Source organism: Streptomyces thermodiastaticus (genome assembly GCF_014656135.1).
GTDB classification, from domain to species: domain Bacteria; phylum Actinomycetota; class Actinomycetes; order Streptomycetales; family Streptomycetaceae; genus Streptomyces; species Streptomyces thermodiastaticus.
This window is the reverse complement of record NZ_BNBV01000009.1, coordinates 78,541-101,574: the sequence shown is the minus strand read 5'-3', so window position 1 is coordinate 101,574 and position 23,034 is coordinate 78,541. Positions and strand designations below refer to the sequence as shown.

General features: G+C 71.2%; 30 protein-coding genes and 1 pseudogene. 30 read left to right on the top strand and 1 reads right to left on the bottom strand.

Translation table 11 applies throughout. From position 1 onward, the window contains the following. Positions 1-4: 4 nt before the first annotated feature. The 30 genes from IE286_RS11435 (at position 5) to IE286_RS11290 (ending at position 22,225) form a co-directional block, all read left to right on the top strand. A complete protein-coding gene (locus IE286_RS11435) occupies positions 5-514 on the top strand; it encodes a hypothetical protein (RefSeq protein ID WP_189796545.1) in 510 nt (169 codons plus the stop codon). After that, entirely contained in the window at positions 511-837 is a 327-nt protein-coding gene (locus tag IE286_RS11430; protein ID WP_189796544.1) for a hypothetical protein, read from the top strand. The genes IE286_RS11435 and IE286_RS11430 overlap by 4 nt, the downstream gene beginning before the upstream one ends. 95 nt (positions 838-932) lie before the next feature. Continuing rightward, a complete protein-coding gene (locus IE286_RS11425; protein WP_189796543.1) occupies positions 933-1,133 on the top strand; it encodes a hypothetical protein in 201 nt (66 codons plus the stop codon). 223 nt (positions 1,134-1,356) lie between these two features. Further along, on the top strand, positions 1,357-1,536 hold the full coding sequence (locus IE286_RS11420) for a hypothetical protein (RefSeq protein WP_189796542.1): 180 nt from the start codon (positions 1,357-1,359) through the stop codon (positions 1,534-1,536). 70 nt (positions 1,537-1,606) lie between these two features. After that, positions 1,607-1,987, top strand: a complete 381-nt coding sequence (locus tag IE286_RS11415) for an HNH endonuclease (RefSeq protein ID WP_189796541.1) — start codon at positions 1,607-1,609, stop codon at positions 1,985-1,987. A gap of 207 nt (positions 1,988-2,194) precedes the next feature. Next, on the top strand, positions 2,195-2,671 hold the full coding sequence (locus tag IE286_RS11410) for a hypothetical protein (protein ID WP_229862342.1): 477 nt from the start codon (positions 2,195-2,197) through the stop codon (positions 2,669-2,671). Further along, positions 2,655-4,274, top strand: a complete 1,620-nt coding sequence (locus tag IE286_RS11405) for a terminase large subunit domain-containing protein (protein ID WP_189796540.1) — start codon at positions 2,655-2,657, stop codon at positions 4,272-4,274. The genes IE286_RS11410 and IE286_RS11405 overlap by 17 nt, the downstream gene beginning before the upstream one ends. A gap of 13 nt (positions 4,275-4,287) precedes the next feature. Further along, entirely contained in the window at positions 4,288-5,760 is a 1,473-nt protein-coding gene (locus IE286_RS11400) for a phage portal protein (RefSeq protein WP_189796539.1), read from the top strand. Then, positions 5,757-6,701, top strand: a complete 945-nt coding sequence (locus IE286_RS11395) for a VG15 protein (protein WP_189796538.1) — start codon at positions 5,757-5,759, stop codon at positions 6,699-6,701. Before IE286_RS11400 ends, IE286_RS11395 begins: the two co-directional genes overlap by 4 nt. 43 nt (positions 6,702-6,744) lie before the next feature. Next, complete coding sequence (locus tag IE286_RS11390; RefSeq protein WP_189796537.1) at positions 6,745-7,539, top strand: hypothetical protein; 795 nt, start codon at positions 6,745-6,747, stop codon at positions 7,537-7,539. A 23-nt stretch (positions 7,540-7,562) separates the two neighbouring features. Then, positions 7,563-8,420, top strand: a complete 858-nt coding sequence (locus IE286_RS11385) for a phage major capsid protein (protein WP_189796536.1) — start codon at positions 7,563-7,565, stop codon at positions 8,418-8,420. Then, entirely contained in the window at positions 8,420-8,617 is a 198-nt protein-coding gene (locus IE286_RS11380; RefSeq protein ID WP_189796535.1) for a hypothetical protein, read from the top strand. The genes IE286_RS11385 and IE286_RS11380 overlap by 1 nt, the downstream gene beginning before the upstream one ends. 12 nt (positions 8,618-8,629) lie before the next feature. After that, positions 8,630-9,226 (top strand): head-tail connector protein, encoded by a 597-nt coding sequence (locus IE286_RS11375; protein WP_189796534.1) that lies wholly within the window; start codon positions 8,630-8,632, stop codon positions 9,224-9,226. Further along, positions 9,223-9,564 carry a phage head completion protein gene (locus IE286_RS11370; RefSeq protein WP_189796533.1) on the top strand — a complete coding sequence of 114 codons (342 nt, stop codon included), beginning with the start codon at positions 9,223-9,225 and terminating at the stop codon, positions 9,562-9,564. Before IE286_RS11375 ends, IE286_RS11370 begins: the two co-directional genes overlap by 4 nt. Before the next feature lie 13 nt (positions 9,565-9,577). After that, positions 9,578-9,955 (top strand): HK97-gp10 family putative phage morphogenesis protein, encoded by a 378-nt coding sequence (locus IE286_RS11365; protein ID WP_189796532.1) that lies wholly within the window; start codon positions 9,578-9,580, stop codon positions 9,953-9,955. After that, positions 9,955-10,374 (top strand): DUF3168 domain-containing protein, encoded by a 420-nt coding sequence (locus IE286_RS11360; protein WP_189796531.1) that lies wholly within the window; start codon positions 9,955-9,957, stop codon positions 10,372-10,374. The genes IE286_RS11365 and IE286_RS11360 overlap by 1 nt, the downstream gene beginning before the upstream one ends. A gap of 3 nt (positions 10,375-10,377) precedes the next feature. Beyond that, positions 10,378-10,797 (top strand): phage tail tube protein, encoded by a 420-nt coding sequence (locus IE286_RS11355; protein WP_189796530.1) that lies wholly within the window; start codon positions 10,378-10,380, stop codon positions 10,795-10,797. Further along, complete coding sequence (locus IE286_RS11350) at positions 10,794-11,171, top strand: phage tail assembly chaperone (RefSeq protein WP_229862340.1); 378 nt, start codon at positions 10,794-10,796, stop codon at positions 11,169-11,171. Before IE286_RS11355 ends, IE286_RS11350 begins: the two co-directional genes overlap by 4 nt. A 50-nt stretch (positions 11,172-11,221) precedes the next feature. Continuing rightward, positions 11,222-11,509: a phage tail assembly protein T gene (locus IE286_RS11345; RefSeq protein WP_189796529.1), complete on the top strand. Its 288-nt coding sequence runs from the start codon at positions 11,222-11,224 to the stop codon at positions 11,507-11,509. A gap of 21 nt (positions 11,510-11,530) precedes the next feature. Beyond that, positions 11,531-13,678, top strand: coding sequence for a phage tail protein (locus IE286_RS11340; protein ID WP_189796528.1), 2,148 nt, complete (start codon positions 11,531-11,533; stop codon positions 13,676-13,678). Positions 13,679-13,690: 12 nt separating this feature from the next. Continuing rightward, positions 13,691-17,452 carry a hypothetical protein gene (locus tag IE286_RS11335; protein ID WP_189796527.1) on the top strand — a complete coding sequence of 1,254 codons (3,762 nt, stop codon included), beginning with the start codon at positions 13,691-13,693 and terminating at the stop codon, positions 17,450-17,452. A gap of 16 nt (positions 17,453-17,468) precedes the next feature. Beyond that, positions 17,469-17,891, top strand: coding sequence for a hypothetical protein (locus IE286_RS11330; protein WP_189796526.1), 423 nt, complete (start codon positions 17,469-17,471; stop codon positions 17,889-17,891). Positions 17,892-17,952: 61 nt separating this feature from the next. Next, positions 17,953-18,861: a glycoside hydrolase family 25 protein gene (locus tag IE286_RS11325; RefSeq protein WP_229862338.1), complete on the top strand. Its 909-nt coding sequence runs from the start codon at positions 17,953-17,955 to the stop codon at positions 18,859-18,861. 2 nt (positions 18,862-18,863) lie between these two features. After that, complete coding sequence (locus IE286_RS11320; RefSeq protein WP_189796525.1) at positions 18,864-19,127, top strand: hypothetical protein; 264 nt, start codon at positions 18,864-18,866, stop codon at positions 19,125-19,127. Next, positions 19,124-19,378 (top strand): hypothetical protein, encoded by a 255-nt coding sequence (locus tag IE286_RS11315; RefSeq protein WP_189796524.1) that lies wholly within the window; start codon positions 19,124-19,126, stop codon positions 19,376-19,378. Before IE286_RS11320 ends, IE286_RS11315 begins: the two co-directional genes overlap by 4 nt. A 120-nt stretch (positions 19,379-19,498) precedes the next feature. Next, the gene (locus tag IE286_RS11310) at positions 19,499-20,242 is read left to right on the top strand and encodes a DUF6879 family protein (protein WP_189796523.1); all 744 of its coding nucleotides are present in this window, start codon (positions 19,499-19,501) and stop codon (positions 20,240-20,242) included. Beyond that, positions 20,239-21,078 (top strand): helix-turn-helix domain-containing protein, encoded by an 840-nt coding sequence (locus IE286_RS11305; RefSeq protein ID WP_189796522.1) that lies wholly within the window; start codon positions 20,239-20,241, stop codon positions 21,076-21,078. The genes IE286_RS11310 and IE286_RS11305 overlap by 4 nt, the downstream gene beginning before the upstream one ends. A gap of 87 nt (positions 21,079-21,165) precedes the next feature. Further along, positions 21,166-21,618, top strand: a complete 453-nt coding sequence (locus IE286_RS11300; protein ID WP_189796521.1) for a hypothetical protein — start codon at positions 21,166-21,168, stop codon at positions 21,616-21,618. Next, entirely contained in the window at positions 21,615-22,022 is a 408-nt protein-coding gene (locus IE286_RS11295; protein WP_189796520.1) for a hypothetical protein, read from the top strand. Before IE286_RS11300 ends, IE286_RS11295 begins: the two co-directional genes overlap by 4 nt. 14 nt (positions 22,023-22,036) lie before the next feature. Then, positions 22,037-22,225 carry a hypothetical protein gene (locus tag IE286_RS11290; RefSeq protein ID WP_189796647.1) on the top strand — a complete coding sequence of 63 codons (189 nt, stop codon included), beginning with the start codon at positions 22,037-22,039 and terminating at the stop codon, positions 22,223-22,225. A 336-nt stretch (positions 22,226-22,561) separates the two neighbouring features. Here the strand turns inward: IE286_RS11290 and IE286_RS11285 are convergent. Next, a pseudogene (locus IE286_RS11285) lies at positions 22,562-22,882 on the bottom strand (DUF4192 family protein); the annotation flags it as partial. Between the last annotated feature and the right edge of the window lie 152 nt (positions 22,883-23,034).

Genomic DNA, 23,034 nt, shown 5'->3' with positions numbered 1-23,034 from the left:
CACCGTGACGTATGTGACTCTCGGCGGTGTCACCGTCGGCATCTGCATCCTCGCCTACCACCTCGTCGGCTGGTGGCCCGGCGCCAAAGCCCTGCGCGGCAACCCCGTCCCCCATGCCGCCAGGCTCCTGCCCTTCCTGCTCGCCTGGGCCTACGGCTGCCTCACCATCCTCGGCGTGGGCGGCCTGATCGGCTGGACCGCGCGCGCCGCCCGCTGGATCTCCAACTGGCTCGGGGACGTCGCCCTCGTCTGGGGCGTCGGCGGCGACACCGGGCAGTCGGCCTCCCGCACCACCTACCTGCCGCTCACGCAGACCGGCCTCGCCGTGGTGCTGATCCTGTCCGTGGCCGTCATCGCCGCGACAAAGAAGTCCCGGTACGGCCGGGACATCAAGCTCGGCGCCTGGTGCGGGATCTGCCTCGGCACGAGCGCGGGCGTGGCCGGGTTCGCCGCGGTCCCGCTCGCGCAGGCCGCGAACTGGTTCGGCACCACGGTGTTCGGGGCCGTCGCGTGAGCGCCGAGGAGCTGGAGCCGGGCGGCAGCCCGGCGGCCGGCGGCTGCGTCCTCGTCACGCTCGGCGGCGGGGCCCTGGCCGCGGTGTTCGCCGCCTCCGAGGAGGCCGGCGTCCTGACGGTATGGGCGCTCGCCGCGGCCGCCCTCTGGTGGTCCGCGCGCCGCTGGAAGGGTACGGACCAGCCCCTCCCCTCCCCCACCGCGCCCCCCTCTCGTGGCGATGTTTACGCAGGTGAGACGGGAGAAGTGGCGAGAGTGGTGCACTCCCCGGAAGGGGTTATGTGCATCGTGCACCCAGTTCGGGAGGAGGTGAGCGGCGAATGATCGCGCGCCTGCTGGACCGCCTCGGCTACGAGTACTGCGCCATCTGCGGATGGTGGACCAAGCCCCACTGCGGACACTGACGGATCATGGTGGACATGGAGTCGCAGATCCTTCGCCCCGGCTACCTCACCGCCCACCAGACCGCACGAGTGCTCGGCGTCAGCCTCACCGGCCTCCGCAGCATCGTCCACCGCGGCCAGCTCGCCCGCGCCGGCGGCACCCCGCGCCAGCCCTGGTACGCCGTCGACGACGTCACCGCACTCGCCGCTGAACGCAGCGCCGACCGCGCGGCTTGACCGCAGGTCAGAGGCGTGCAACGATCTCGGTGAACAACTGTGCCCCGAAGCGGACACCGAAGACGCACGACGAAGCCCCGACCCACAGGCCCGGTCGGGGCTTCGTCGTGTTCAGGCGCTCATGTCGCAGGATCGTCCCAGGACCGTTACATGACCGTCACGCTACCCACACATCAGCCTCACACTCGGCACGCTGGTCGCTCCGACCACCGAGGAGGGGCGAATGCCGAAGATCAAGACCCGGCGGAAGATGGGCTGGCTGCTGATCGGCTTCCACTGGACGATGATGGTCTGCACTGTGGGCCTGTGGACACCGGTCTACCTGGCCGCCCGCCGGCGCCGCGTCACCGTCACCCACGTCCCCGACGGCTACACCGGCCCCATGCCCGGCCAGTACCAGTAGCCCACCCAGGGCCGAGGCCCGACCGCACCCCTCCGCAGCCGGGCCTCACACACCCCCCTGGGAGGCGCGCATGCCTCGCCGCGCGATGCAGGTCTGCCCCACCCCCGGCTGCCCGGAACTCACCACCGGCGGACGCTGCGCAGCCTGCGCGAACAAGGCCGCCCGCCGGCGCCCCAGCGCGGCTGCCAAGGGCTACGACGCCCGGTGGGAGCGCACCCGCCGCGCCTACCTTCGCACGCACCCCTACTGCGAGTGCGACGACTGCGAGGCCCTACCGCCCCTGCTGCGGCCCCGCGCCACGGAGGTCAACCACCGCGACGGCCTCGGCCCGCTCGGACCGCGAGGCCACGACTGGGCCAACCTCCAGGCCATGACCCACGCCCACCACAGCCGGCATACGGCCAGGGAGCAGCCGGGAGGCTGGAACGACCGCGAGGTCCACAGCTCGTGAGCCTGGCGAAACGCCGCGAACGAACGCCGAATTGGAGTCACCGAGCGTGGCCACGCGGGTGGGGGGTGACCCCCGCCTACTAGGGGGTCTCGAACGCCGGGGAGGGCTCTGCGAAGTGCGCAGGGTTCAAAAGGTCTTGATCAACTTCAGCCGTCACGCAAGGTGACGGCTGCCGATGCTGCGCAACGCGGCGTTGAGGAGATGGACATGCCTCGTGGGGGCGCCCGTGTGGTGTCCGGCCCGCCGCCGGACCCGGGGTCGCTGAAGCAGACGAAGCTCGCCGAGAAGGGCGGCTGGACGACGCTGCCCGCTGAAGGCCGCCAAGGGCAGACGCCCGTCTGGCCGCTGGTGTCGCCGGCCGAGCGGGAGCTGGACCTGTGGGAGCGGCTATGGGCAATGCCGCAGGCCGTGATGTGGGAGGCCATGGGCCAGCACGACGAGGTGGCCATGTACGTGCGCTGCTTCGTGGAGGCCGAGCGGATCGACGGCCGTATCGACATAAAGAAGCTGGTCCGCCAGTACGCAGACAGCCTCGGCTTGTCCACGCAGGGCATGCTGCGCAACCGGTGGAAGGTCGCTCGCGCGACGGCTGACCAGGCACCAGCTGCGGCGGCAGCCCCGGCGCCGCGCAGGCGGTCGGCGCGTGACCGGCTGAAGGTCGTGCCCGGTGGCGAAGGCGCCTGACCCTGGGTTCGTCGTCGACTTCCCCACGCTGTGGATCGTCCCGGACTGGATCGAAGCCCACTGCCCGATCCCGGACGGGTTCCGCGCGGGCGAGGACCTGGAGCTGTACCCGTGGCAGCTGTGGTGCACGGTCAACCACTACCGGGTGCGCCCCGAGGCGACTGTCGGGCAGCTCGCGCCGGCGTTCCACTACCGGCGCTCGCAGATCGTGGCACCGCAGAAGACCGGCAAGGGCCCGTGGTCGGCGACGATCGTTCTGGCCGAGGCAGTCGGACCGGTGGTGTTCGCCGGGTGGGCCAAGGGCGGCGAGCGGTACCGATGCGCGGACCACGGCTGCGACTGCGGCTGGTGGTACGAGTACGAGCCCGGCGACCCCATGGGTACGCCGTGGCCCACCCCGCTGATCCAGCTCACGGCGTCCAGCGAGGACCAGGTCGCCAACGTTTACCGGCCGCTGCGGAACATGGTGAAGCTCGGGCCGCTCGGCGAGCAGCTGCGCGTCGGCGAGGAGTTCATCCGGGTCGGCGACGCGGGCCGCATCGACGTGGTGACCTCGTCGGCGCTGTCCCGGCTGGGGAACCCCATCAACTTCGCGTTGCAGGACGAGACGGGGACGTGGACGGCGGCGAACAAGCTGCGCCGCGTGGCGGAGACGCAGCGCCGCGGTCTGGCCGGTATGGGCGGCCGGTCGATGGAGACGACGAACACCTGGGACCCGTCGGAGAACTCGGTGGCGCAGACGACCGCTGCGTCGAAGCGCAAGGACATCTTCCGGTACCACCCGCAGGCGCCGGCGTCGCTGTCGTACAAGGACAAGCGGCAGCGGCGGAAGATCCACGCCATCGTCTACGCCGGGTCGGCGCACGTCGACCTGGACGCGATCGAGGCCGAGGCCGCCGAGCTGCTGGAGCACGACCCGGCGCAGGCCGAACGGTTCTACGGCAACCGTGTCGTCAGCGGCACATCGGCGTGGCTGGACGGCGAGAGGTGGCAGGCCCGGGCGAAGCCGCGCCTGGTGAAGCCGCGCACCACGGTGGTGGGCGGCTTCGACGGCTCGGACATCGATGACCACACCGCGATCCGTCTGGAGACCCTGGACGGCTACCAGTTCACCCCGGTCTACGGGCCGGACAGGAAGCCAACCATCTGGGACCCGGCCGACTACGGCGGCCAGGTGCCGCGCCTCGAAGTGGACGCGGCGATGGACGAGGTGATGCGCACCTACAACGTGGTGCTGCTGTACGCCGACCCGCCCTACTGGGAGTCCGAGGTGGACGCCTGGGCGGAGAAGTACGGCGAGCGGAAGGTGATCCGCTGGTACACGCGGCGGGTGGTGCAGATGCACGCCGCGTGCGAGCGGCTGAAGACCGACGTGACGAAGAAGGACACGAAGTTCACGCACGACGGCTGCCCCATCACCGCCGGCCACGTCGCGAACGCGCGCGCGGCCGCCCGGCCCGGGGACCGGTACGTGCTGCGCAAGGCGTCCGAGGCGCAGAAGATCGACGCCTGTGTCACCTCCGTGCTCGCCCACGAGGCGGCCGGTGACGCCATCGCCGCCGGCCTCGCCAACCGCAGGAAGAACTACTACTACGGCGCGTGAGAGGGGGCCTGGCATGGCCGATGAGGAGGATCTCAGCAGGGCCCTGAATCTCGTGGAGATCCTGGAGAAGGAACTTGTCACGCGGTGCACGGACATCGACCTGTACAAGGCGTACTACCGGGGCGAGCAGAAGCTGCGGTTCGCTTCGGATGAGTTCCGCAAGTACCACGGCCAGCGGTACAAGGACTTCTCCGACAACTGGGTTCAGGTCGTCGCCGACTCCCCGGTGGAGCGGCTGACCGTCAACGGCATCAAGCCCTACGGCGACGACGACTCCGACGCGGAGTCCATGCGGGTCTGGCAGGCCAACGGCCTGGACGCGGACAGCCAGTTGGGGTTCCTCGGTGCGGTCACCTCCGCGCGCTCTTTCGCTCTGGTGTGGGGCGACCCGGACGACGAGGAGACCCCGGTCGTCACGTTCGAGGACGCCTCCAGCTGCATCGTCGCCTACGAGCCTGGCTCTCGCCGCCGGCGGCGGGCGGCGCTGCGGCGCTGGCAGGACGGCGACAAGTACATGGCCGTTCTCTACCTGCCCGACAGCGTGTGGAAGTTCGAGCGGCCGGTGGAGCGGCGCACGAAGACCGAGGACATGGCCGAGGTCGACCTGCTCCTGGACGCCTGGCGGCCGCGGGAGATGCGCGACGAGCCGAATCCGCAGCCCAATCCGATGGGCGTGGTTCCGGTGGTGGAGCTGCTGAACCGACCGTTGTTGGTCGATGACCCGATCTCGGACGTGTCCGGCGTGGTGGCCATGCAGGACGCGGTGAATCTGCTGTGGGCGCAGCTGTTTACGGCCTCCGACTACGCCGCGTTTCCGCAGCGTGTGGTGCTGGGGGCCGAGCGGCCGATGATCCCGATCCTCGACAAGCAGGGCAACGTGGTCGGGGAGAAGCCGCTGGATCTGGAGAAGCTGGCCGCGGACCGCATCGCTTTCATCACCGGCGAGAACGCCAAGATCGCCGAGTGGACGGCGGCCAACCTGGAGGCGTACACCAACGTCATCGAGGTCGCCGTCGGCCACATCGCGGCGCAGACCCGCACCCCCCAGCACTACCTGATCGGCAAGATGGCCAACCTGTCCGCGGATGCGCTGCTGGCCGCCGAGACCGGCCTGGTCAAGCGGGTGGAGGAGAAGCAGCTGTGGTACGGGCAGGCGCTGCGCGAGGTGTTCGCGCTGATCGCCCTGGCCCAGGGCGACGAGGACAAGGCAAAGGCGCTGCGGTCGGGCTACATGCTGTGGGCCGACGCGGAGTCCCGCTCCCAGGCCCAGCTCGCCGATGCGCTGCTGAAGCTCAAGCAGATCGGGTTCCCGTTCCAGTTCCTCGCCCAGCGGTACGGCCTGACCCCGGCGGAGATCGTCGACCTGATGGCGATGATCAAGCGGGAGAACGAGCTCGATCCGCTCGGCGCCGCGGCCCGGCTGATGGGCCAGGACGCGGGGCCGGCGGACGGCGCGCGGCAGGCTGACGGGCAGGCGGCGGCGTGAGCGTCCCGGCGCCCGCGCAGCAGCACCAGCAGCAGCGGGCCGCGCAGGCGGCCGCGACTGCGACGGCGGTGCGCGCGGTGTGGAACAGTACCGACCCGGACGACATGGAACGCTCGTGGCTGGCCCGGGCCCCGGTGGCGGCGGAGATGATCCGGCGAGGCCAGCTCAGCGCGGCGTCCACTGCGGAATCTTGGCTGGACGCGGAAGTCGGACCCGGCGCAGGACGGCTGGACCCGCAGGCCGCTGTCGCGGCGACCGGCGACCTGGTCCCCCAGCTGCTGTATCCGCTGCTGATCGCCTGGAACCGGATCAGCCGCGGCATGTCGATCGCTGTGTCGATGCTGTCCGGGGCCGCGTTCCTGGAGATGGCCACCCGATCCCTGGTCGCCGATGCGGGCCGGATCGCGGACATGGCTGGGATGATCGCCCGCCCCCAGGTGGTGTCCTACGTGCGCGTGGTGGAGCTGCCCGCCTGCGCGCGGTGCATCCTGCTGGCCGGCCGTGAATACCCCTTCTCTGAGGGGTTCCTGCGGCACCCCAACTGTGACTGCACGATGGCCCCGAAGCGGCCCGGGGACGGCTGGACCCCGCAGCTGCCCGAGGACGTGTACGCGCAGATGACCCCGGCTGAGCAGCGCCGCGCCTTCGGCGAAGCCGGTGTGCAGGCCATCGACGCGGGAGCGGACATCGCCCAGGTCGTCAACGCCCGCCGGGGCATGACGACCGTGACCCGCTACGGCCGGCAGGTGCAGGCCACCCGCGAGGGAACCACCCGGCGCGGCTTCTACGGGTCGCGCGCCGCGCAGTTCCAGAAGGTGCCCGGCGCCACGTACTCCAGGGCGAAGACGCCTCGGCTGATGCCCGAGGAGATCGCGCGTCTGACCAAGGGCGACCGCGAGCACGCCATCCGCCTGCTGAAGAAGTACGGCTACATCGCCTGACCTGGCGCAACGCCCGGTCCCTCAACCCGCAACGGGAGACAGAATGCACTCCAACCTGCCCGTACACCCGCTCACCGGCCGTCGCGCGCTGGGCTGGCGCAAAGCCCGCCCCGGCGAGGACCCGGCCGAGGCCTACCCGATCTGGCCGATCCTCGGCGGCGCCGAGGACGACGAGGACGGCGACGGCGACCAGGGCGACGACACCGACACCGGAGACGCGGCCGACGACGGCCAGGGCGACGACGCCGGCGGCGGTGACGGCGACGGCCAGGGCGACGACGACCCGGAGGGCGCCGACCAGCTCGGCGACCCGGGGAAGAAGGCGCTGGCCTCCATGAAGGACAAGTGGAAGGCCGAGCGGGACAAGCGGCGGGAGCTGGAACGCCAGCTCGCCGAGCGCGACAAGCCGGCCGACGGCGACAACCCCGACCCGGAGGCCATCGTCCGCCAGGCCGAGGCCGCCGCGCTGGCCAAGGCGAACGAGCGGATCGTGCGCGCCGAGGTGAAGGCGGCGGCCGCGGGGAAGCTGGCCGACCCCAAGGACGCCTTCCGCTTCCTGGACCTGGCCCAGTTCGAGGTCGACGCCGACGGCAACGTCGACGCCGACGAGATCGCCGACGCGATCGAGGACCTGCTGAAGACCAAGCCCTATCTCGCCGCGCAAGGCGGCACCAAGCGGTTCCAAGGGACCGCGGACTCCGGCGCCCGCAAGGGGACTGGCCGGCCTCCCCAGCTCACCGAGGCGGACGTCAAACGCCTCGCTGCAGCTGGCAAGCACGCGGAGATCCTCAAGGCCCGCGAGGAGGGCCGCCTCGAGGACTACCTGCGCTCCCAGTAACCCCCTGACAGGAGAACACCACCATGGCCATCAGCGCCTTCAAGCCGGAAGTCTGGACCGCGGATCTTCTGGTCACCCTGGAGAAGTCCCTCGTCTACGCGGCCCCCGGTGTGGTGAACCGCGACTACGAGGGCGACATCTCCCAGTACGGCGACACCGTCCACATCACCACCCTCGCCGACCCCACGATCGGCACCTACACCCCGCACACCGACATCACCATCGAGGACGTCGACGACAGCGACCAGACGCTGCTGATCGACCAGGCGAAGTACTTCGCGTTCGAGGTCGACGACGTGGAGAAGCGGCAGTCCCGCAACGGCGGCGCCGTCCTGACCGAGCAGGCCCGCAAGGCCGCCTACAAGCTGCGTGACGTCGCCGACGCCTACGTGGCCGGGCTCATGGCCGCAGGGGTCGACGCGGGCAACCTGCTCGCCGAGCAGACCCTGTCCACGCCGTCCGCCGCCTACGACCTGCTCGTGGACCTGGGCGTCACCCTCGACGAGGACAACGTGCCCGAGGAAGGCCGCTGGGCGATCGTCACGCCGGCGTTCTACGGCCTGCTGCTGAAGGACGACCGGTTCGTCGGATCCGGCGACGCGACCGCGGCCGCGACCCGCACCAACGGCATGGTCGGCGAGGCGGCCGGCTTCTCCATCCGCAAGTCCAACAACGCCCCCGACGGGCCGGGCGCGGGCGCGGGCAAGCTCGTCATCGCGGGCTACCAGGGCGCGGTCACCTACGCCGAGCAGATCAACAACACCGAGGCGGCCCGCAAGGAGAAGGGCTTCGCGGACATCGTGAAGGGCCTGCACCTGTACGGCTCCAAGGTGATCCGCCCGACCGGCCTGGCCGCCGCCGACGTCATCATCGGCGGCTGATGAAGGCCGGCGACAAGCTCCGCTTCCGTGGCCCCGCGGGAGCGGAGTTCCTCATCACGGTCGGGGCCCCGTTCGATCAGCGGACCATTCGTGCGCGCATCGACTCCGGCGAGTGGACGCCCATCGAGCAGCCGTCGCCGCCCCGGAAGGGGGCGCCCCGCAAGACGGCGGCGAAGAAGCCCAAGCCCACCGAGTGACGGGAGGCCACCGTGGCACTGGACCCGCTGGCAACGGTGGCCGATCTCGCCGCCCGCGGCCTGACCGTCGCCGCCTCCGAGCAGCAGGTGGCCGCCACCTACCTGGACGTGGCATCCACCACGGTGCGGGAGGCCGCAGGCTGCCCGATCAGCCAGACCACGTCCACCATCACCCTGGACGGCGAGGCCTCCCAGTGGCTGGCACTGCCCGGCCCGCCGGTCACCGAGGTCACCTCGGTGGTGCTGGACGGCAAGACGGTCACCGACTGGCGGCTGCGCTCCGGGCGCCTGTGGCGGGCGTGCGGCTGGTCGGACCGATGCGAGCCGTCCGAGGTCGAAGTCACCTACACGCACGGCCTGCCCACGGTGCCCTCGGACATCGTGGACCTGGTGTGCCGGCTGGCCGCCGCCGCTCTGATCGCCTACCGGGCGGGCGGCGCCACCGGCGAGAACCTGGGCAGCCGCCCGCTGATCCAGGAACGCATCGGCGACTGGTCGGGCACCTACTCCTACAGCCCGCTGATGTCCGAGCAGGAACTGCCCGACTACGAACGGGCCCGGCTGCGGGCCCGCTTCGGTGGTGGCGTCGCGGTGGTGAGGTCCCGGTGAGCCGCGTCGGGCACCTGCTGAACACGAGCGTGCCGGTGTGGCGGCGGGTCCTCGCCGACGACGGCGGCGGCGGGCAGACCACCACCTGGACGCAGATCGGAACCCTGCGGGCCCGCCGGTCCCAGCCCACCGCGCGCGAGCGCACCGCCGCACAGCAGGACGGCTCCGACCTGGACGAGACCTGGTACTTCGCGGCCGGCGCGGACGTGCGCCGCGACGACGAGCTGCGCCCGCCCGGCCGGGTGCTGCGGGTCATCGCCGTCTTCGAGCCGTCCGTGCCCGGCACCTACCTGCGGGCCGACTGCACCATGCGGCAGCAGCTGGACGGCACCACCTGAGAGGAGGACGCCGATGGCAGGCGTCACCGTTGACATCGACGGCCTGGCCGGCGTGCTGCGCGCGATCGGCCGTATCCCCGGCGCGGCCCGGCAGGCCCGCGAGGAGACGCTGCGCGAGTGGGCCGAGGACGTGCAGGACACCGCCGAGGAGCGGGTGCCGCGCCGCACCGGTGCCCTGTGGGAGTCCATCGACTCCCGCATCAACGCCGACCTCGGCGTGGCCGAGGTCGGCGTGTGGGACGAGGAGACCCTGGACTACGCCCTGTACGTGGAGAAGGGCACCAGCAGCATGGCCGACCAGCCGTATCTGGTGCCGGCGTTCGAGGCCCACCGGGCCGAGGTCGCGCCGGGCTACCGGCGCCGGGTCGTCGAGCACGTGAGGGGGCAGTGATGGCGACCGCCCTGTGGCCGCTGCAGCAGGCCGTGTACGGCAAGCTCACCGCCGACGCCACGCTGATGGGTCTGGTGAGCGGCGTGTACGACGAGGTGCCCGAGGACGCCGAGTTCCCCTACGTGACGCTCGGTTCGATCACCGAGCTGCCCGACGACGCGCACGACCGGCAGGGCCTGACCGCCCAGGTCGTGCTGCACGTCTGGTCGAAGTACCGCGGCTACGCCGAGGCCGCGCGGATCCTCGCCGCGATGGACCAGGTCCTGGACCGCAAGCCCCTTGCCGTGGACGGCTTCACGAACATCTCGATCGCGCACGCGCAGCACCAGAGCATGCGCGATCCCGACCCCACCATCCGGCACATCAACGTGCAGTACCGCGTCTGGATGACCGTCCAGACCGAAGAGAAGGAGAGCTGACCCATGGCTGGTCTGGACGCATACGGGATCGCCCTGGAGAGGGGTGACGGGCAGTCCACCGAGACCTTCGCGGCCATCGCCAACGTGACCAGCGTGAAGGGCCCGGAGATCGAGCGGGAGACCTACGACGTCACCGCCCACGACAGCCCGGACGGGTGGAGGGAGTTCATCGGCGGCCTGAAGGACGGCGGCGATGTGACGCTGACCGTCAACTACGACCCGCGCGAGCACGACACCCTCATCGCCGACTACGCCGACGCCGACCCGCGGAACTACAAGCTCGTCTTCCCCCAGGGGCTTGGCACCTGGCAGCTGAAGCTCATCCTCACGAAGTTCAGCCAGGAGGCGCCGGTGGACGACAAGCTGTCGGCGGAGATCACGTTCAAGGTGTCCGGCAAGCCGGTCATCACCGCGGGGACGTGATCGCCGTGGCCTACCTGAGCGCAGAACAGATCCTCGACGCCGACGACCTCCCCTGGGAAGACGTCGAGGTCCCGGAGTGGGGCGGCACCGTCCGCGTGCGCGGCATGTCCGGCACCGACCGCGACCGCTTCGAGGCGGCGATGCTGTCCAAGGACATGCGGTCGGTGTCCAAGGAGAGCGCGCTGGAGCGGTACCGGGCCCGGCTCGCCGCCGCGTGCATCGTCGACGAGAACGGCCAGCGCATGTTCCGGTCGGACGCCGAGATCAAGCGGCTCGGCGAGAAGTCCGCGCAGGCCCTGCAGCGGGTGTGTGACGTCGCCTCCCGCCTGTCCGGGCTGACCGACGCCGACCAAGAGGAGCTCCTGGGGGGCTGAGGGCCCGGCCAGAGCGGCAGTTCTACTTCCGCCTGGCCGGGCACCTCGGCATGCCCGTCCGCGAGCTGCTGGCCCGCACCACGTCCCGGGAGCTCGCCGAGTGGATGGCGTATGAGCGGCTGACCGGGCCGCTCGACAGCCGGCTGCGTGGCGACATCCAGGCCGCCATCGTCGCCGCCACCGTCGCCAACTCCCAGCGCGCCAAGGGCGGCGCACTGAAACCGGCCGACTTCCTGCCCGAGTGGGAGCCGTCGCGGCCGCGCACGCCAGAGGAGATCTGGCAGGACGTCATCCAGATCAACGCCGCCCTGGGCGGCGAGTACCGCACAACTGCATAGCGAGAGAGGGGGTGGTGCCCTGTGGCCACCCTCGCCTCCATGTCGGTGCGCCTGGGCATCGACACGACACCGCTGGCGGCCGGTGCCCGCCGCGCCCAGGCCGTGGTCTCCACCCTGGCCCGGAGCATGCGCAACGGGCTGGCCGGCGGCGCCCGCGCGGCGGGCACGGCCCTGTCCCAGATCGGGCCGATCGCCGCCAAGTCGACAGCGCTGCTGTCGGCCGGCGCGGTGGCCGGTGCGGGCGCGCTCGCCGCGGTACCGCTCGCCGTGGCCGGGCTCGGCGCCAAAGTGCTCGCTGAGAACGCCCAGGTCAAGTCCGCGTTCACGAATATGGCCGAGCATGTCAAGAGCACCACGGCCAAGCTGGCGCAGCCGCTGGTCACGCCGGTCGTGCAGGCGGCCCGGCAGCTGCGCAGCGTCTTCGACCAGTTGGCCCCGCAGATCGGGCAGCTGTTCAAGGGCGTCGCCCCGATGATCAGTCCGCTGGTCGACGGGCTGGGCAAGCTGGCCGCGGGCGTCCTACCCGGCCTGGTGTCCGTGGTGCAGGCCGCACAGCCGGTCATCCAGGCCCTGTCCGCCGGACTCGGTGCCGTCGGTCAGGGACTGGGCGGCTTCTTCGAGGGCGTCGCCACAGGCGCGGGCGGCGCCTCGCAGGCCCTCGGCGGACTGCTCGGCGCGGTCGGCACGATCCTGCCTGCACTCGGCCAATTCGTCGGCACGCTCGCGCAGGCGGGCGGGCCGGTGCTGCTGCAGTTGACGACCCTGCTCGGCCCGCTGGTGGCCCAGCTCGCCGGCGCCCTGGGCCCAGCGCTCGCCCAGCTCGGGCCGCCCCTGGTGCGCCTGGTCGCCGCGCTGGGCAGCGGCCTGCGCCCGATCGTGTCCGCACTCGGGCCGGTGCTGGGCGCGGTGGCCAGCGCCATCGGGTCCGTGCTCGACGCGATCGCCCCGCTGCTGCCGGTCGTCGGTCAGCTGATCGCGTCCCTGCTGCCGCCGCTGGTGCCGGTCATCGGCGCGATCGCTGACGTCTTCGACGAGCTGGCCCCCGTCGTGCGGCAGCTGGCCACCACCCTGAGCGCCGCTCTGGCGCCGGTGTTCGCCTCGCTGCCCGCGATCATCACCCCGCTGGCCACGCTGCTGAGCATGCTGGCCCAGACGGTGTTCCCCGTCCTGGCGCAGATCCTCGTAGCCATCCAGCCCAGCCTGGTGCAGATCGGCCAGGCGTTCGGTCAGGTGATGGCCGCAGCCGGGCAGCTGCTCGTCGCCCTGACCCCGCTGATCTTCCAGGTGCTGTCCGCGGTGCTGCCGGTCCTGGTGCCGATCATCGGCGCGGTCGCTCAGCTGGCGGCGATCCTGGCGTCCGGCCTTGCCGCGGTCATCACCAGCGTCGTGATGCCGATCCTGCAGGCGATCGTCGCCCTGCTGTCCGGGGACTTCGGCAAGGCGTGGGACCTGGCCAAGCAGGCCGTGAACAACGCCAAGCAGCTGATCGGCCAGGCCGCGGCGGCGCTGGCCCGCCTGGTCGGGCAGGGCATCGACAAGGCCGTCTCGTGGCTGAAGGGGATGCCCGGGCGGGCGGTCTCCGCTCTGGCCAGCCTCGGCGGCTACCTGGCCTCCCGCGCGTCGTCGGCAGGCGCCCGGCTCGTGTCAGCGATCCGCTCGCAGATCAACAGCGCGATCTCCTGGGTGCGCGGCCTGCCCGGCCGGGCCAAGTCCGCACTCGGCTCGCTCGGCGGCGTGCTGTGGAACGCCGGCGCCTCCCTGATCCGCGGCTTCATCAACGGCATCCGATCGATGATCGGGTCGGTGCGATCCACGCTTGGCAGCATCACCTCGCACCTGCCCTCGTGGAAGGGCCCGGAGACGCTTGATAAGCGCATCCTGACCCCGTCCGGACGCTGGGTTCTGCAGGGCTTCCAGGAAGGCATCGCCGCGCAGGTGCCCGCCCTGCGCCGCCAGCTGCAGGGGCTCACCGCGCAGCTGCCAGACATGACCTCCCAGGTCACCCAGCAGGCAGCCCCGGCCGGTGTCACCCGTGCGGCCGGCGCCGCCCAGGACCGCGGGCTGCGCATCGAGCTGGCCGGCCCGGAGGACATGAAGCGGCTGATCCGCCGCATCGTGCAGACCAACGGCCGCGGCGGCGACCCGGCATCCGTCTTCGCAACCCAGTAGGAGGAGGGTTCCGTGGGGTTCCCGAACACGCCGCTCGACATCCGCACCGAGCTGCAGATTGACGGTGTGTGGCAGCGGGTGCGCACCTACGAGCGGGACACCATCGTCATCGAGACCGGCCGCCCGGACATGGCCGCCCAGACCGACCCGGGCAGCCTGCAGATCACCATCGACAATCGCGACGGGCGCTACTCGCCGCGCAACCCCATGTCGCCGCTGTACGGGAAGATCGGCCGCGGCACCCCGATCCGCCTGTCCGTGCCCGGCACTACCTCGTACCTGGAGCTGGACGGCGACCCGGCGAACTACGCCTCCACCCCAGACACCAGCGCCCTCGACATTACCGGCGACCTGGACCTGCGCTGGGAAGGCGAAGCCGACTGGTACGCGCCCGGAACGCACATGCTCATCGGCAAGTGGGGGGAGACGTCGGACGCCTGGGCCTACGCTCTGGGCATCGAAAGCGGCTCTTTGGGGCTGTACTACCGGACGTCCACGGGCGGCATCTACTACCGCTGGCCGCTGCCCGCCATGCCCCGTCGTGCAGCGGTGCGTGCCACGCTGGATGCCGACAACGGCAGCAGCGGCTTTACTGTCCGCTGGTACTGGGCACCGGCCATCACCGAGCCGTGGACGGAGGTCTTCGCCTTCACCGGACCCGGGACCGTCACTCTGGCAGGCGGATCAGCCCCGCTTCAGGTCGCCCCGCCGTGGTCCGGCGGCCAGCCGGTCGCTGGCCGCTGCTACCGCGCCGAGGTCCGCAACGGCATCGACGGCACCGTGGTCGCGGCCCCCGATTTTACCGCCCAGGCCGCGGGCACCAGCAGCTTCACGGACTCCGCAGGCCGCACCTGGACACTGGCCGGCAACGCCTCCATCCGCAACCGCGCAGACCTGTTCGTGGGCGAAGTCTCGGAGTGGCCGCAGAAGTGGCAGCCGGACGGCTCGGACTCGTGGGTGCCACTGCAGGCGTCCGGGATCCTGCGCCGCCTCGGACAGGGCAGAAAGGCCCTGCAGTCGACGCTGCGGCGCCGTGTGCCCTCCGGGGGCCCGCTGGCGTACTGGCCGATGGAGGACGGGGCGACCGCCACCCAGGCCGCGTCCGCGATCGACGGCGGCACCCCGCTCGCCGTGACGGGGTTCACCTTCGCTTCCGACGACTCCATGCCCGGCTCCGACGCCTTGCCCGTGCTGGACGAGTCCTCGACGCTGTCCGGCACCGTGCCCGGTGCCAAGGCCGGCGGCTGGCACGTCGAGATGGCCTACAAGCTCGACAAGCTCCCCAGCACAGAGCAGACCATGCTCAGCGTGCGTCTGCGCCCGGGCACCGGCGGCGTCACGCAGGTGCTGGCCCGCGTCTCCACGGCCGGCATCCGCGTCCAGGCCCTCGACGTGGACGGCAACATCATCACGCAGGCCATCTACTCCGACGCGAACGCGATCGCCGCATTCACCGGTGCCTGGAACCGCTTGCAAATCTTCTCCGCTGTGAACGGTGACCGCTGCTACTTCATCGTGGCGTGGCGCAACGTCCTCACCAACAGCTGGTACTACGCCTACAACTACTTCACCGGCGGCACACCGGGAGCCGTCACCGCCGTCCGCGGCGCCTGGGGCTCCGACTGGCAGGGCATGGCGCTCGGCCACTTGGCGGCGTTCGACGTGGGCGGCACCGTCACCACCCAGCCGGCGCCCGGGGTGAGCATCTTCGAAGGATGCGACGACGGGTTCACCGGCGAGACCGCGTGGGCGCGGATGCGGCGCCTGGCCACCGAGGAGGGCCTGCCGCTGGCCCGCGTCCCGGGCCCGGTGCCCACCGAGCAGGTTGGCCCGCAGCGCGTGGACACGCTGCTGAATTTGTTGCAGGCCGCGGCCGACGCCGACGGCGGGCTGCTGCTGGAGGACCGCACCCGGCCCGGGCTGCTGTACCGGGAGCGGTCCAGCATGTACGGCCAGACCCCGAAGCTGACCCTGTCCTACAACAAGGCGCCCGGGCTGGCGGCGCTGGAGCCGGTCGACGACGACACCGCGGTCCGCAACGACCGCACCGTCACCCGCACTGGCGGATCCTCGACCCGGGCCGTGCTCACCGACGGGCCGCTGTCCGTGCAGGACCCCCCGGACGGGATCGGCCAGTACGACGACGAGGTCACCCTGTCGCTGTACAGCGATGACCAGACCGGGCCGATCGCGTACTGGCGGCTTTACCTGGGCACGGTCGACGGCCCCCGCTACCCGACGGTGAAGGTGCTGCTGCACAAGGCACCCGGCCTGATTCCGCAGGTGTTGTCCCTGACCGAGGGCGACCTGATCCGCATCACCGACCTGCCCCCGCAGGTCGGCTTCGGGTACGTGGATCTGCTCGTCGACGGCATCCACCACGAGATGGGCCTGCAGCACTGGGAGGCCAGCTTCAACTGCTCCCCGGGCCGGCCCTGGCAGGTCGGCGCCACCGCGGTGTACGAGGACTTCGAGGACGACGTCTTCGCCGTCACGATGGCCAGCGGCGGGAACCTACCCTGGGTCCTCAGCCAGGCCCACTACAACTCCGGCACGAGGTCGCTGAAGTCGGGCGCGATCAGCAACAACCAGACCTCCGACGTCGTGATCACCGTGCCGTCTGGGGCCACGGCGTTGTCGTTCTGGTACTACACCTCATCCGAGCCGCCCGGGCCGGGCTACGAGGGCGACCGGCTGATGGTCCTGGTCGACGGCGTGGAGGTGCTGCGCCGACAGGGCTACAACTACTGGACCCAGGCCAGCATCGACGTGACCGGCGCAAGTACGGTGACGTTCCGCTACGCCAAGGACAACAGCGGCTCAATCGACGAAGACGGCGTGTGGATCGACGACCTCCTGTTCATCACGGGGACGCCGATGCGCGTGGACACCGACGGCAGCCAGCTCGCCATCGCGGCCGCCGCCACCGACACCACCCTCACCGTCCAGACCACGGCGGGCCCGCAGTGGATCACGACGGAGCAGTACGCGGGCGAGTTCCCGTTCGACGTCACGCTCGGCGGAGAACGGGCCACCGTCACCGCCATCGCGGACGCCGTGCGCGACACCTTCGGCCGCAGCGTGTCCGGCGGCTGGGGGACCGCGGACACCGGGCAGCCCTGGGCTGTCAGCGCCCCCGGCGGCACCACTGCCGACTTCTCCGTGGCCGGCGGTGTCGGTGTCGTCGCCCAGCCGGCCACGAACATCGGCCACGTGGCGCTGCTGCCGTCACCGACGCCTGACGTCGACCTGTACGTGGACATCTCCACCTCGGCGCTCGCCGCCGGCGGGTCGCTGCTCGGCGGGCTCCTGGCCAGGGCGACCGACAACAACAACCTCTACCAGGCACGGCTGGAGTTCACGACCGCGGCGCAGCTGGTGCTCACCATCCGCAAGCGCGTGGCCGGGTCGGAGTCGCAGCTGGGCAACGCGTACACGAGCACGCTTACGCACAGCGCCGGAACCTGGTATCGGCTGCGGTTCCAGGTGATGGGGTCGACGCTGCTGGCCAAGGTCTGGGCGGCCAGCGCAGCGGAGCCCGACGCCTGGCATGTGGTGGCGTCGGACACGTCCCTCACGGCGGCCGCCGGGATCGGCACCCGGTCGTTCGCGGCGTCCGGCAGCACGGTCGCCAACGCACAGATCCGCTACCAGCGCGTCCGGCTGGTCAACCGGCAACGGTTCACCGTCACCCGCGCCGTCAACGGTGTCAGCAAGGCTCAGGCCGCTGGGACGCCCGTCCGGCTGGCCGACCCGGCGATCGTCGCCCTGTAGAGGAAGGAGGCCCGACGTGACGCTCTGGCAGCCTGGCATGATCATCACCGCTGGTCGCCTGCAGGCCGCTTCCCCGTGGGTGCCGCTCACCACGCTCGGCACCTACCAGACCAGCGGATCTACCACCGCCTCGGACGGGTCACCGCTCCCGATGGCCCGCGACCTATACGTCCGTGACGAGGTGATCCGCCAGTTCAAGGGCGTCATCAACCTCGCCAACATCACCACGGCTGGGTACACGTTCTTCACGTTCTTCGACGCCTACAAGCCTGACTACGAACGGAACTGGGCGGCGGCCGGCGGCGGGGTGAACCCTCCCTTCCGGCTGTTCCTCAGCACCGCCGGGAACTGGGGGATCACCGGGCAGTCCGCCGGGCTGAACGCCCTGCGTCTGGACGACTTCGAGATCATGTCGGCGCCCGGTCGTCTCCCCACCTGACCACCGCACATCGCCGCCCCGCGCCCGCCCGGCCGGGGCGCCTCTCATGTCTGGAGAACGTATGGCCACGTGCCGGGGCATCGACGTATCCGCCTACCAGGGCACCCAGGACTGGGCCGCCCACAAGCGCGCAGGCGTGGTCTTCGCCTTCGCCAAGGCGAGCGAGGGCCAGTCGACGCACGACCCGAAGTTCGCCACCCACATCACCGGCATCATCAAGGCCGGACTCGTGCCGGGCGCCTACCACTTCGCGTGGCCGAACCAGTCGGCCGCGAAGGAGGCCGCCAACTACATCGCCGCGGTGAAGCCCTACGCCGGGCGGGGCTTCACTCACTGGCTGGACCTGGAGCGCTACAGCGACGGGCGGAACTACAGCGGGCGCACGGCCACCCAGATCCGCGCCTACGTCACCACGTGGATCGGCGCCGTCCAGGCCGCGTTCCCCGGCCAGCGCGTCGGCGTCTACACGTCCGCCTCGGACCTGGCCGCCGGCCACGTGCCCGCCGGGGTGCCGCTCTGGTACCCGGCCTACCCGGGCACGCGCGTCGACACCTACGCCGAGGCCGAGGCCGCCGCCCAGCCGCGGCCCAGCGGGCGGACGCCGCTCATCTGGCAGTTCACCTCGGACCCCGACGGTCCGGCCCGCATCGACCAGTCCATCGCCTACATGTCCGCCCCAGCGTTCCGCGCCTGGGCGGCGGGCGAGCCGACCACCAAGGAGACCGACGACATGGACCCCATCGACGTGTGGGCCTACAAGGGCAAGAACGAGAAGCAGGACGCCTACGCCTACCTGCGCGGCACCAACGCCGCCGTGAAGGCGCTCACCGCGCAGGTCGGCGCGCTCACCGCGACCGTGAGCAAGCTGGCCCAGGGCGGCGGCCTGGACGCCGCCGAGATCAAGGCCGCGGCCGAGGCCGGCGCGCAGGCCGCGCTCGACAAGCTGGCCGACGCCCTGAAGGAGGGCTGACCATGAACCTGCTCGCAAGCCTGATGCGCACGGTCGTGCCGATCGTGGCCGGCCTGCTCATCTCCCTGGCCGCCCGTGTCGGCCTGCACCTGAACGACGCCACCGCCACCGCCTACACCACGGCTGCCGTCACCGCCGCCTACTACGCGCTGTGGCGCGCCCTCGAGGAACTCGCCGGCCGGATCGGCTGGGAGCCGCTGCGCACCCTCGCCGGGCTCCTGCTCGGCTGGGCCAAGCCCCCGCAGTACGACGGGAAGCAGGCATGACAGCGTCCCCGACGGCGGCGCCCGGGCCGGACCCTGGCATCTACATCACGACCACCCAGATGTACCAGGAGCTGCGCCAGGTGCACGACGAGGTCAAGGGCATCCGCTCCGACCTGAAAACCCTGATGGAGGACCGCGCCGACCACGAAGCACGCATCCGCGCTCTGGAGCGCCGCGTGTGGACGGCGTCCGGGATGGCCACCGTCCTCGGCGCCCTGGGTGGCGTCCTCGCACAAATACTCATCCGCTGAACGAGCGCCCCCTTGCCGGCCCCACGCGGGCCGTGCAAGGGGGCGCCTTCGCCGTTCACCGGGCACACGGCAGCCTCGCAAGCTACCGTGTGGCCGACGTCCACCGAAGGGGGGGAAGCAATGGCCCGTCGCTTCTGGAAAGTTGGTACGACCAGCGGCAACAACGGATGCCCGACCCTGTACACCGAGCCCGGCTCCGATACCTACGTCGTCCAGGGCGACCCCGTCACCGATCCCGCCGAGCTGGCCCAGCTGGACCTGGCCGACGGCGAGGCCGCGGTGACCGTGCCCCGCGAGCTGCTCGCCAACTTCGGCCCCAAGGAGCCCGTACACGCGCCACAGACCATCTCGTTCGACGAGTTCGACGGCATGTTCACCACACTCAAGTACAGCGCCTGGAGGCTGGAGACGCGCCGCCGCTACGCCTGGGACGAACAGCAGGACACGTACCACAGATTCCTCGAGCACGGCCGTGTCGACTGGGACCTGGACGACCCGTGGTGCCAGGAGCGCAGAGAGCAGGCCGCCCTCGGCAAGGCCTTCCAGCGGGTGCGGATCCTGGACGAGCCGCCCACCGAGGGCCAGCGTTACCTGCTCGACAACGCCCGCCGCAACTCCGCTGTCGGCGAGACGATCCGCGTCCTGGCCCGCAGCAAGGCCGACGAGCTGCATCTGCCGCGTGAGGACTTCTGGCTGTTCGACGCCCGCGTGGTCGCCCTGCTGCACTTCGACCAGGACGACGAGATGACCGGCGTCGAGCTGATCACCGACCCGGTCGAGGTCCTCCGCTACGCGCAGGCCCGTGAGGCAGCGTGGCATCACGCTGTGCCCTACGACCAGGCCCCGGGTAACTTGCCCATGTGAGCACCGACTTCCAGCAGGGCCGTGAGGCGCTGGGCCGCCGGCTCCGGGAGCTGCGCGGCCAGCGCACTCAGCGCGGCCTGGCGGAACAACTCGGCTGGCCGCAGGCCAAGGTGTCCAAGCTGGAGACAGGCAGGCAGACCGCCACCCCCGAGGACTTGAAGGCCTGGGCCATGGCGACCGGGCACGCCGCCGCCACCGAGGAGCTGGTCGCCCGACTGCAGGGCCTGGAGACCCACATCCGTTCCTGGCGCCGCCACCTGCGCGCCGGGCACCGGCCCGTGCAGGACGTCCTCACCATCGAGTACGAGCGCTCCACCGTGCTGCGCGCCTGGGAGAGCGCCATGGTCGTCGGCATGCTGCAGACCCCGGACTACGCCCGCGCCGTCTTCACCCGGTACGCCGACCTCCACAAGTCACCCCGCGATATCGAGGACGCCGTGCGCGCCCGCGTCCGCCGCCAGGAGCTGCTGTACCGGCCCGGCCGTAGCTTCCACATCGTCATGTGGGAGGCCGCCCTGCACGCCGCGGTGGCGCCGCGCGAGGTCCTCGCCGCCCAACTAGACCGCCTGGCCAGCGTCATCGGCCTGGACACCGTGCGGCTTGGGATCGTGCCGCTCGGTGCCTCGGTCGCCATCCCTCCAGGCCCTGGCTTCTGGCTGTACGACGACCGCCTCGCGATCGTCGAGGACTGGCACGCCGAGCTGTGGCTGGACGACGCCGACAGCGTCACCCTGTACCGCCGCGTCTGGGACACGCTGGAGAAGTCCGCGCTGTACGGCACGCCAGCCCGGCGCCTGCTCGCCCGCGTGCGTGCACACGTCGCTGACCTCGCGTAAGCATCACCGCGAATCACCCCGGCCAGCAGTCGAATATTCGCGAATCAGGCAGGACCTCGATTCGCGTTCCTCCATACCGTGCTGGTCATGGCCACCACGTCCGAGCGAGCCCGCGCTGGCGAGGCATGGCTCCTGTCGTGTGCCGCGCACCCCGCCGGCGTGCAGCGCGCATGGGAAGTCGAGGAGCTTGCCCCGCTGCGCAGCGGCGCTCACTGGCGCGTCGCCGAGGCGCGGCTGCTGCCCTCGGTGCAGGCGATGAAGCGTCTGCGCGCACGGGGGCTGGGCCCGGTCCTGGCCGACGTGGAGATCGACCGGGCGTGGTGGCTGCTGCCGCCCGACCTCGGGGACGAGCTGGACGACATCCGGCAGCTCACTGTGCACCCCGCGGGCTGGATCCTGCGCTGCCCGCCGCTGCACTACTCCCTCGACGGCCGGATCTGGCTGGAGCGGCCGGACGGCTCCGGGCGGCTCACCGACCCTGTACTGCTCGGTGCCGCGTTCAGCCCGGGCGGCTACCACCCTGCGGAGGTACGAGCATGACCACGACCACGCCACCCTCGTCCGCGGACGCCGAGCCCGAGGAAGAGCTGTCGCTCGGGGCCGTGCTCCTGCGCTCGGCCCGCACCCGTCGCGAGCGCGTCGCCGTCCAGGCCCTTGTCGAGGATGAGACGCTTCTCGCCCGGGACAACGTGCGCACCGCCTTGGTCGCGCGGCAGGACGGCCGCATGCGGTGCCAGTGGCACGGCGTAGCCGGCCGCGTCTTCACACTCGGCCTGCCGCCCGCCGACCTGGCCTTCCTGCGGCTGGTGCTGTCCCTCCTCGGTATCGGCCACACCCCGCTCAGCGCCGCGATCGACCTGGATGAGCGCCGTCTGCTGATCCTGCTGCGCGCGCTGATCCGCATCGCGGGCAACGACCGCATCGCCGTCGGCACCCGCATGTGACGAGAGGAGATACGGTGGTCCTGTTCATGTCCCCGGCGCCGCATCTGGGGCTGCCGCTCGATCCGCCGCAGCCCGTACCCGGCTGCCGGGAGTGCGCGGACCTGGCCCGGCAGCGGGCCGAGGCCCAGGCCGCAAAGGACTACTCAAGGGCGACGGACTGCAATGTGCGGCTGCGTCGCCACGCCTGGCACGGGTGCACCTGACCCGGTGATCTCCCGCCGCGGCCCAGACGGCGATTCGGGCCGCGGCGGGCAGCGCGGCCGCCTCCGCCCCCCGTCGGAGGCGGCCGCTCCATGCCGCCCCGCCGTCTGCGCTCCCATGCAGGCGGCGGGGCTTCGCCGTAAGTGGGGGGTCGTGGGTGGATGTTCCACGAGGTCGCAGGGCGTTCAGCGTTCCGGAATCCTTCCGGTGGGCGGTCGGATTCCGGGTTCTCTCCGTACGATCACGCGCCCTCACAAGACTTCATGGAATACGTTGTGACGCTTGTTTATGCAGGTCAGACCTCGTACAGGGCTCTGACCTGGTCATGCCTGCTCCTCGGCGACCATCCGCTCGGGTCTGGCGCCCCTGCGCTCGCTGCCCGTGATCAGTCCGTGCGCCAGCTGGCGCGCTGCCCAGGGCCAGTCCTCGCTGTTCGGCGGGATGCCGAGCCGGGCCCGGCCGCCGAACCTGCCGCGCCCGCCCCGGTCGTGCAGTGCGACCAGGACCATGCTGTCCTCGGGCCGGTAGCCGAGGAGGTAGGGCAGGGCGTCGACGAGTTCGGCCGGGGTGCGCAGGGTCACCTGCTGTTCGGAGGAGAAACCGGCGTAGGCGATGTCGCCGGTGAGGAAGGGTCCGGTCGTGTGGCTGTGATGCGTCATGCGACGACGATCTCGCGGAAGCGAGTCTTCCGCTTCGGCCTGTGGACAACTCCGATCGAGGACACGTCAAGCACACGCCAGGTCACGCCGCGCCGTCGTCCGTCCGGACCGTCCGCCCGCAGCCCGCAACCCGCAGCCGTCCACCCGCCCCA

Excerpts from the sequence above, each read along its gene's own strand:
- IE286_RS11295 (WP_189796520.1), top strand. The coding sequence starts at position 21,615 with ATGACCACGACCACGCCACCCTCGTCCGCGGACGCCGAGCCCGAGGAA.
- IE286_RS11310 (WP_189796523.1), top strand. The coding sequence starts at position 19,499 with ATGGCCCGTCGCTTCTGGAAAGTTGGTACGACCAGCGGCAACAACGGA.
- IE286_RS11355 (WP_189796530.1), top strand. The coding sequence starts at position 10,378 with ATGGCTGGTCTGGACGCATACGGGATCGCCCTGGAGAGGGGTGACGGG.
- IE286_RS11365 (WP_189796532.1), top strand. The coding sequence starts at position 9,578 with ATGGCAGGCGTCACCGTTGACATCGACGGCCTGGCCGGCGTGCTGCGC.
- IE286_RS11325 (WP_229862338.1), top strand. The coding sequence starts at position 17,953 with ATGGCCACGTGCCGGGGCATCGACGTATCCGCCTACCAGGGCACCCAG.
- IE286_RS11410 (WP_229862342.1), top strand. The coding sequence starts at position 2,195 with ATGCCTCGTGGGGGCGCCCGTGTGGTGTCCGGCCCGCCGCCGGACCCG.
- IE286_RS11320 (WP_189796525.1), top strand. The coding sequence starts at position 18,864 with ATGAACCTGCTCGCAAGCCTGATGCGCACGGTCGTGCCGATCGTGGCC.
- IE286_RS11420 (WP_189796542.1), top strand. The coding sequence starts at position 1,357 with ATGCCGAAGATCAAGACCCGGCGGAAGATGGGCTGGCTGCTGATCGGC.
- IE286_RS11390 (WP_189796537.1), top strand. The coding sequence starts at position 6,745 with ATGCACTCCAACCTGCCCGTACACCCGCTCACCGGCCGTCGCGCGCTG.
- IE286_RS11345 (WP_189796529.1), top strand. The coding sequence starts at position 11,222 with ATGCCCGTCCGCGAGCTGCTGGCCCGCACCACGTCCCGGGAGCTCGCC.
- IE286_RS11380 (WP_189796535.1), top strand. The coding sequence starts at position 8,420 with ATGAAGGCCGGCGACAAGCTCCGCTTCCGTGGCCCCGCGGGAGCGGAG.
- IE286_RS11415 (WP_189796541.1), top strand. The coding sequence starts at position 1,607 with ATGCCTCGCCGCGCGATGCAGGTCTGCCCCACCCCCGGCTGCCCGGAA.
- IE286_RS11315 (WP_189796524.1), top strand. The coding sequence starts at position 19,124 with ATGACAGCGTCCCCGACGGCGGCGCCCGGGCCGGACCCTGGCATCTAC.
- IE286_RS11425 (WP_189796543.1), top strand. The coding sequence starts at position 933 with ATGGAGTCGCAGATCCTTCGCCCCGGCTACCTCACCGCCCACCAGACC.
- IE286_RS11360 (WP_189796531.1), top strand. The coding sequence starts at position 9,955 with ATGGCGACCGCCCTGTGGCCGCTGCAGCAGGCCGTGTACGGCAAGCTC.
- IE286_RS11300 (WP_189796521.1), top strand. The coding sequence starts at position 21,166 with ATGGCCACCACGTCCGAGCGAGCCCGCGCTGGCGAGGCATGGCTCCTG.
- IE286_RS11400 (WP_189796539.1), top strand. The coding sequence starts at position 4,288 with ATGGCCGATGAGGAGGATCTCAGCAGGGCCCTGAATCTCGTGGAGATC.
- IE286_RS11385 (WP_189796536.1), top strand. The coding sequence starts at position 7,563 with ATGGCCATCAGCGCCTTCAAGCCGGAAGTCTGGACCGCGGATCTTCTG.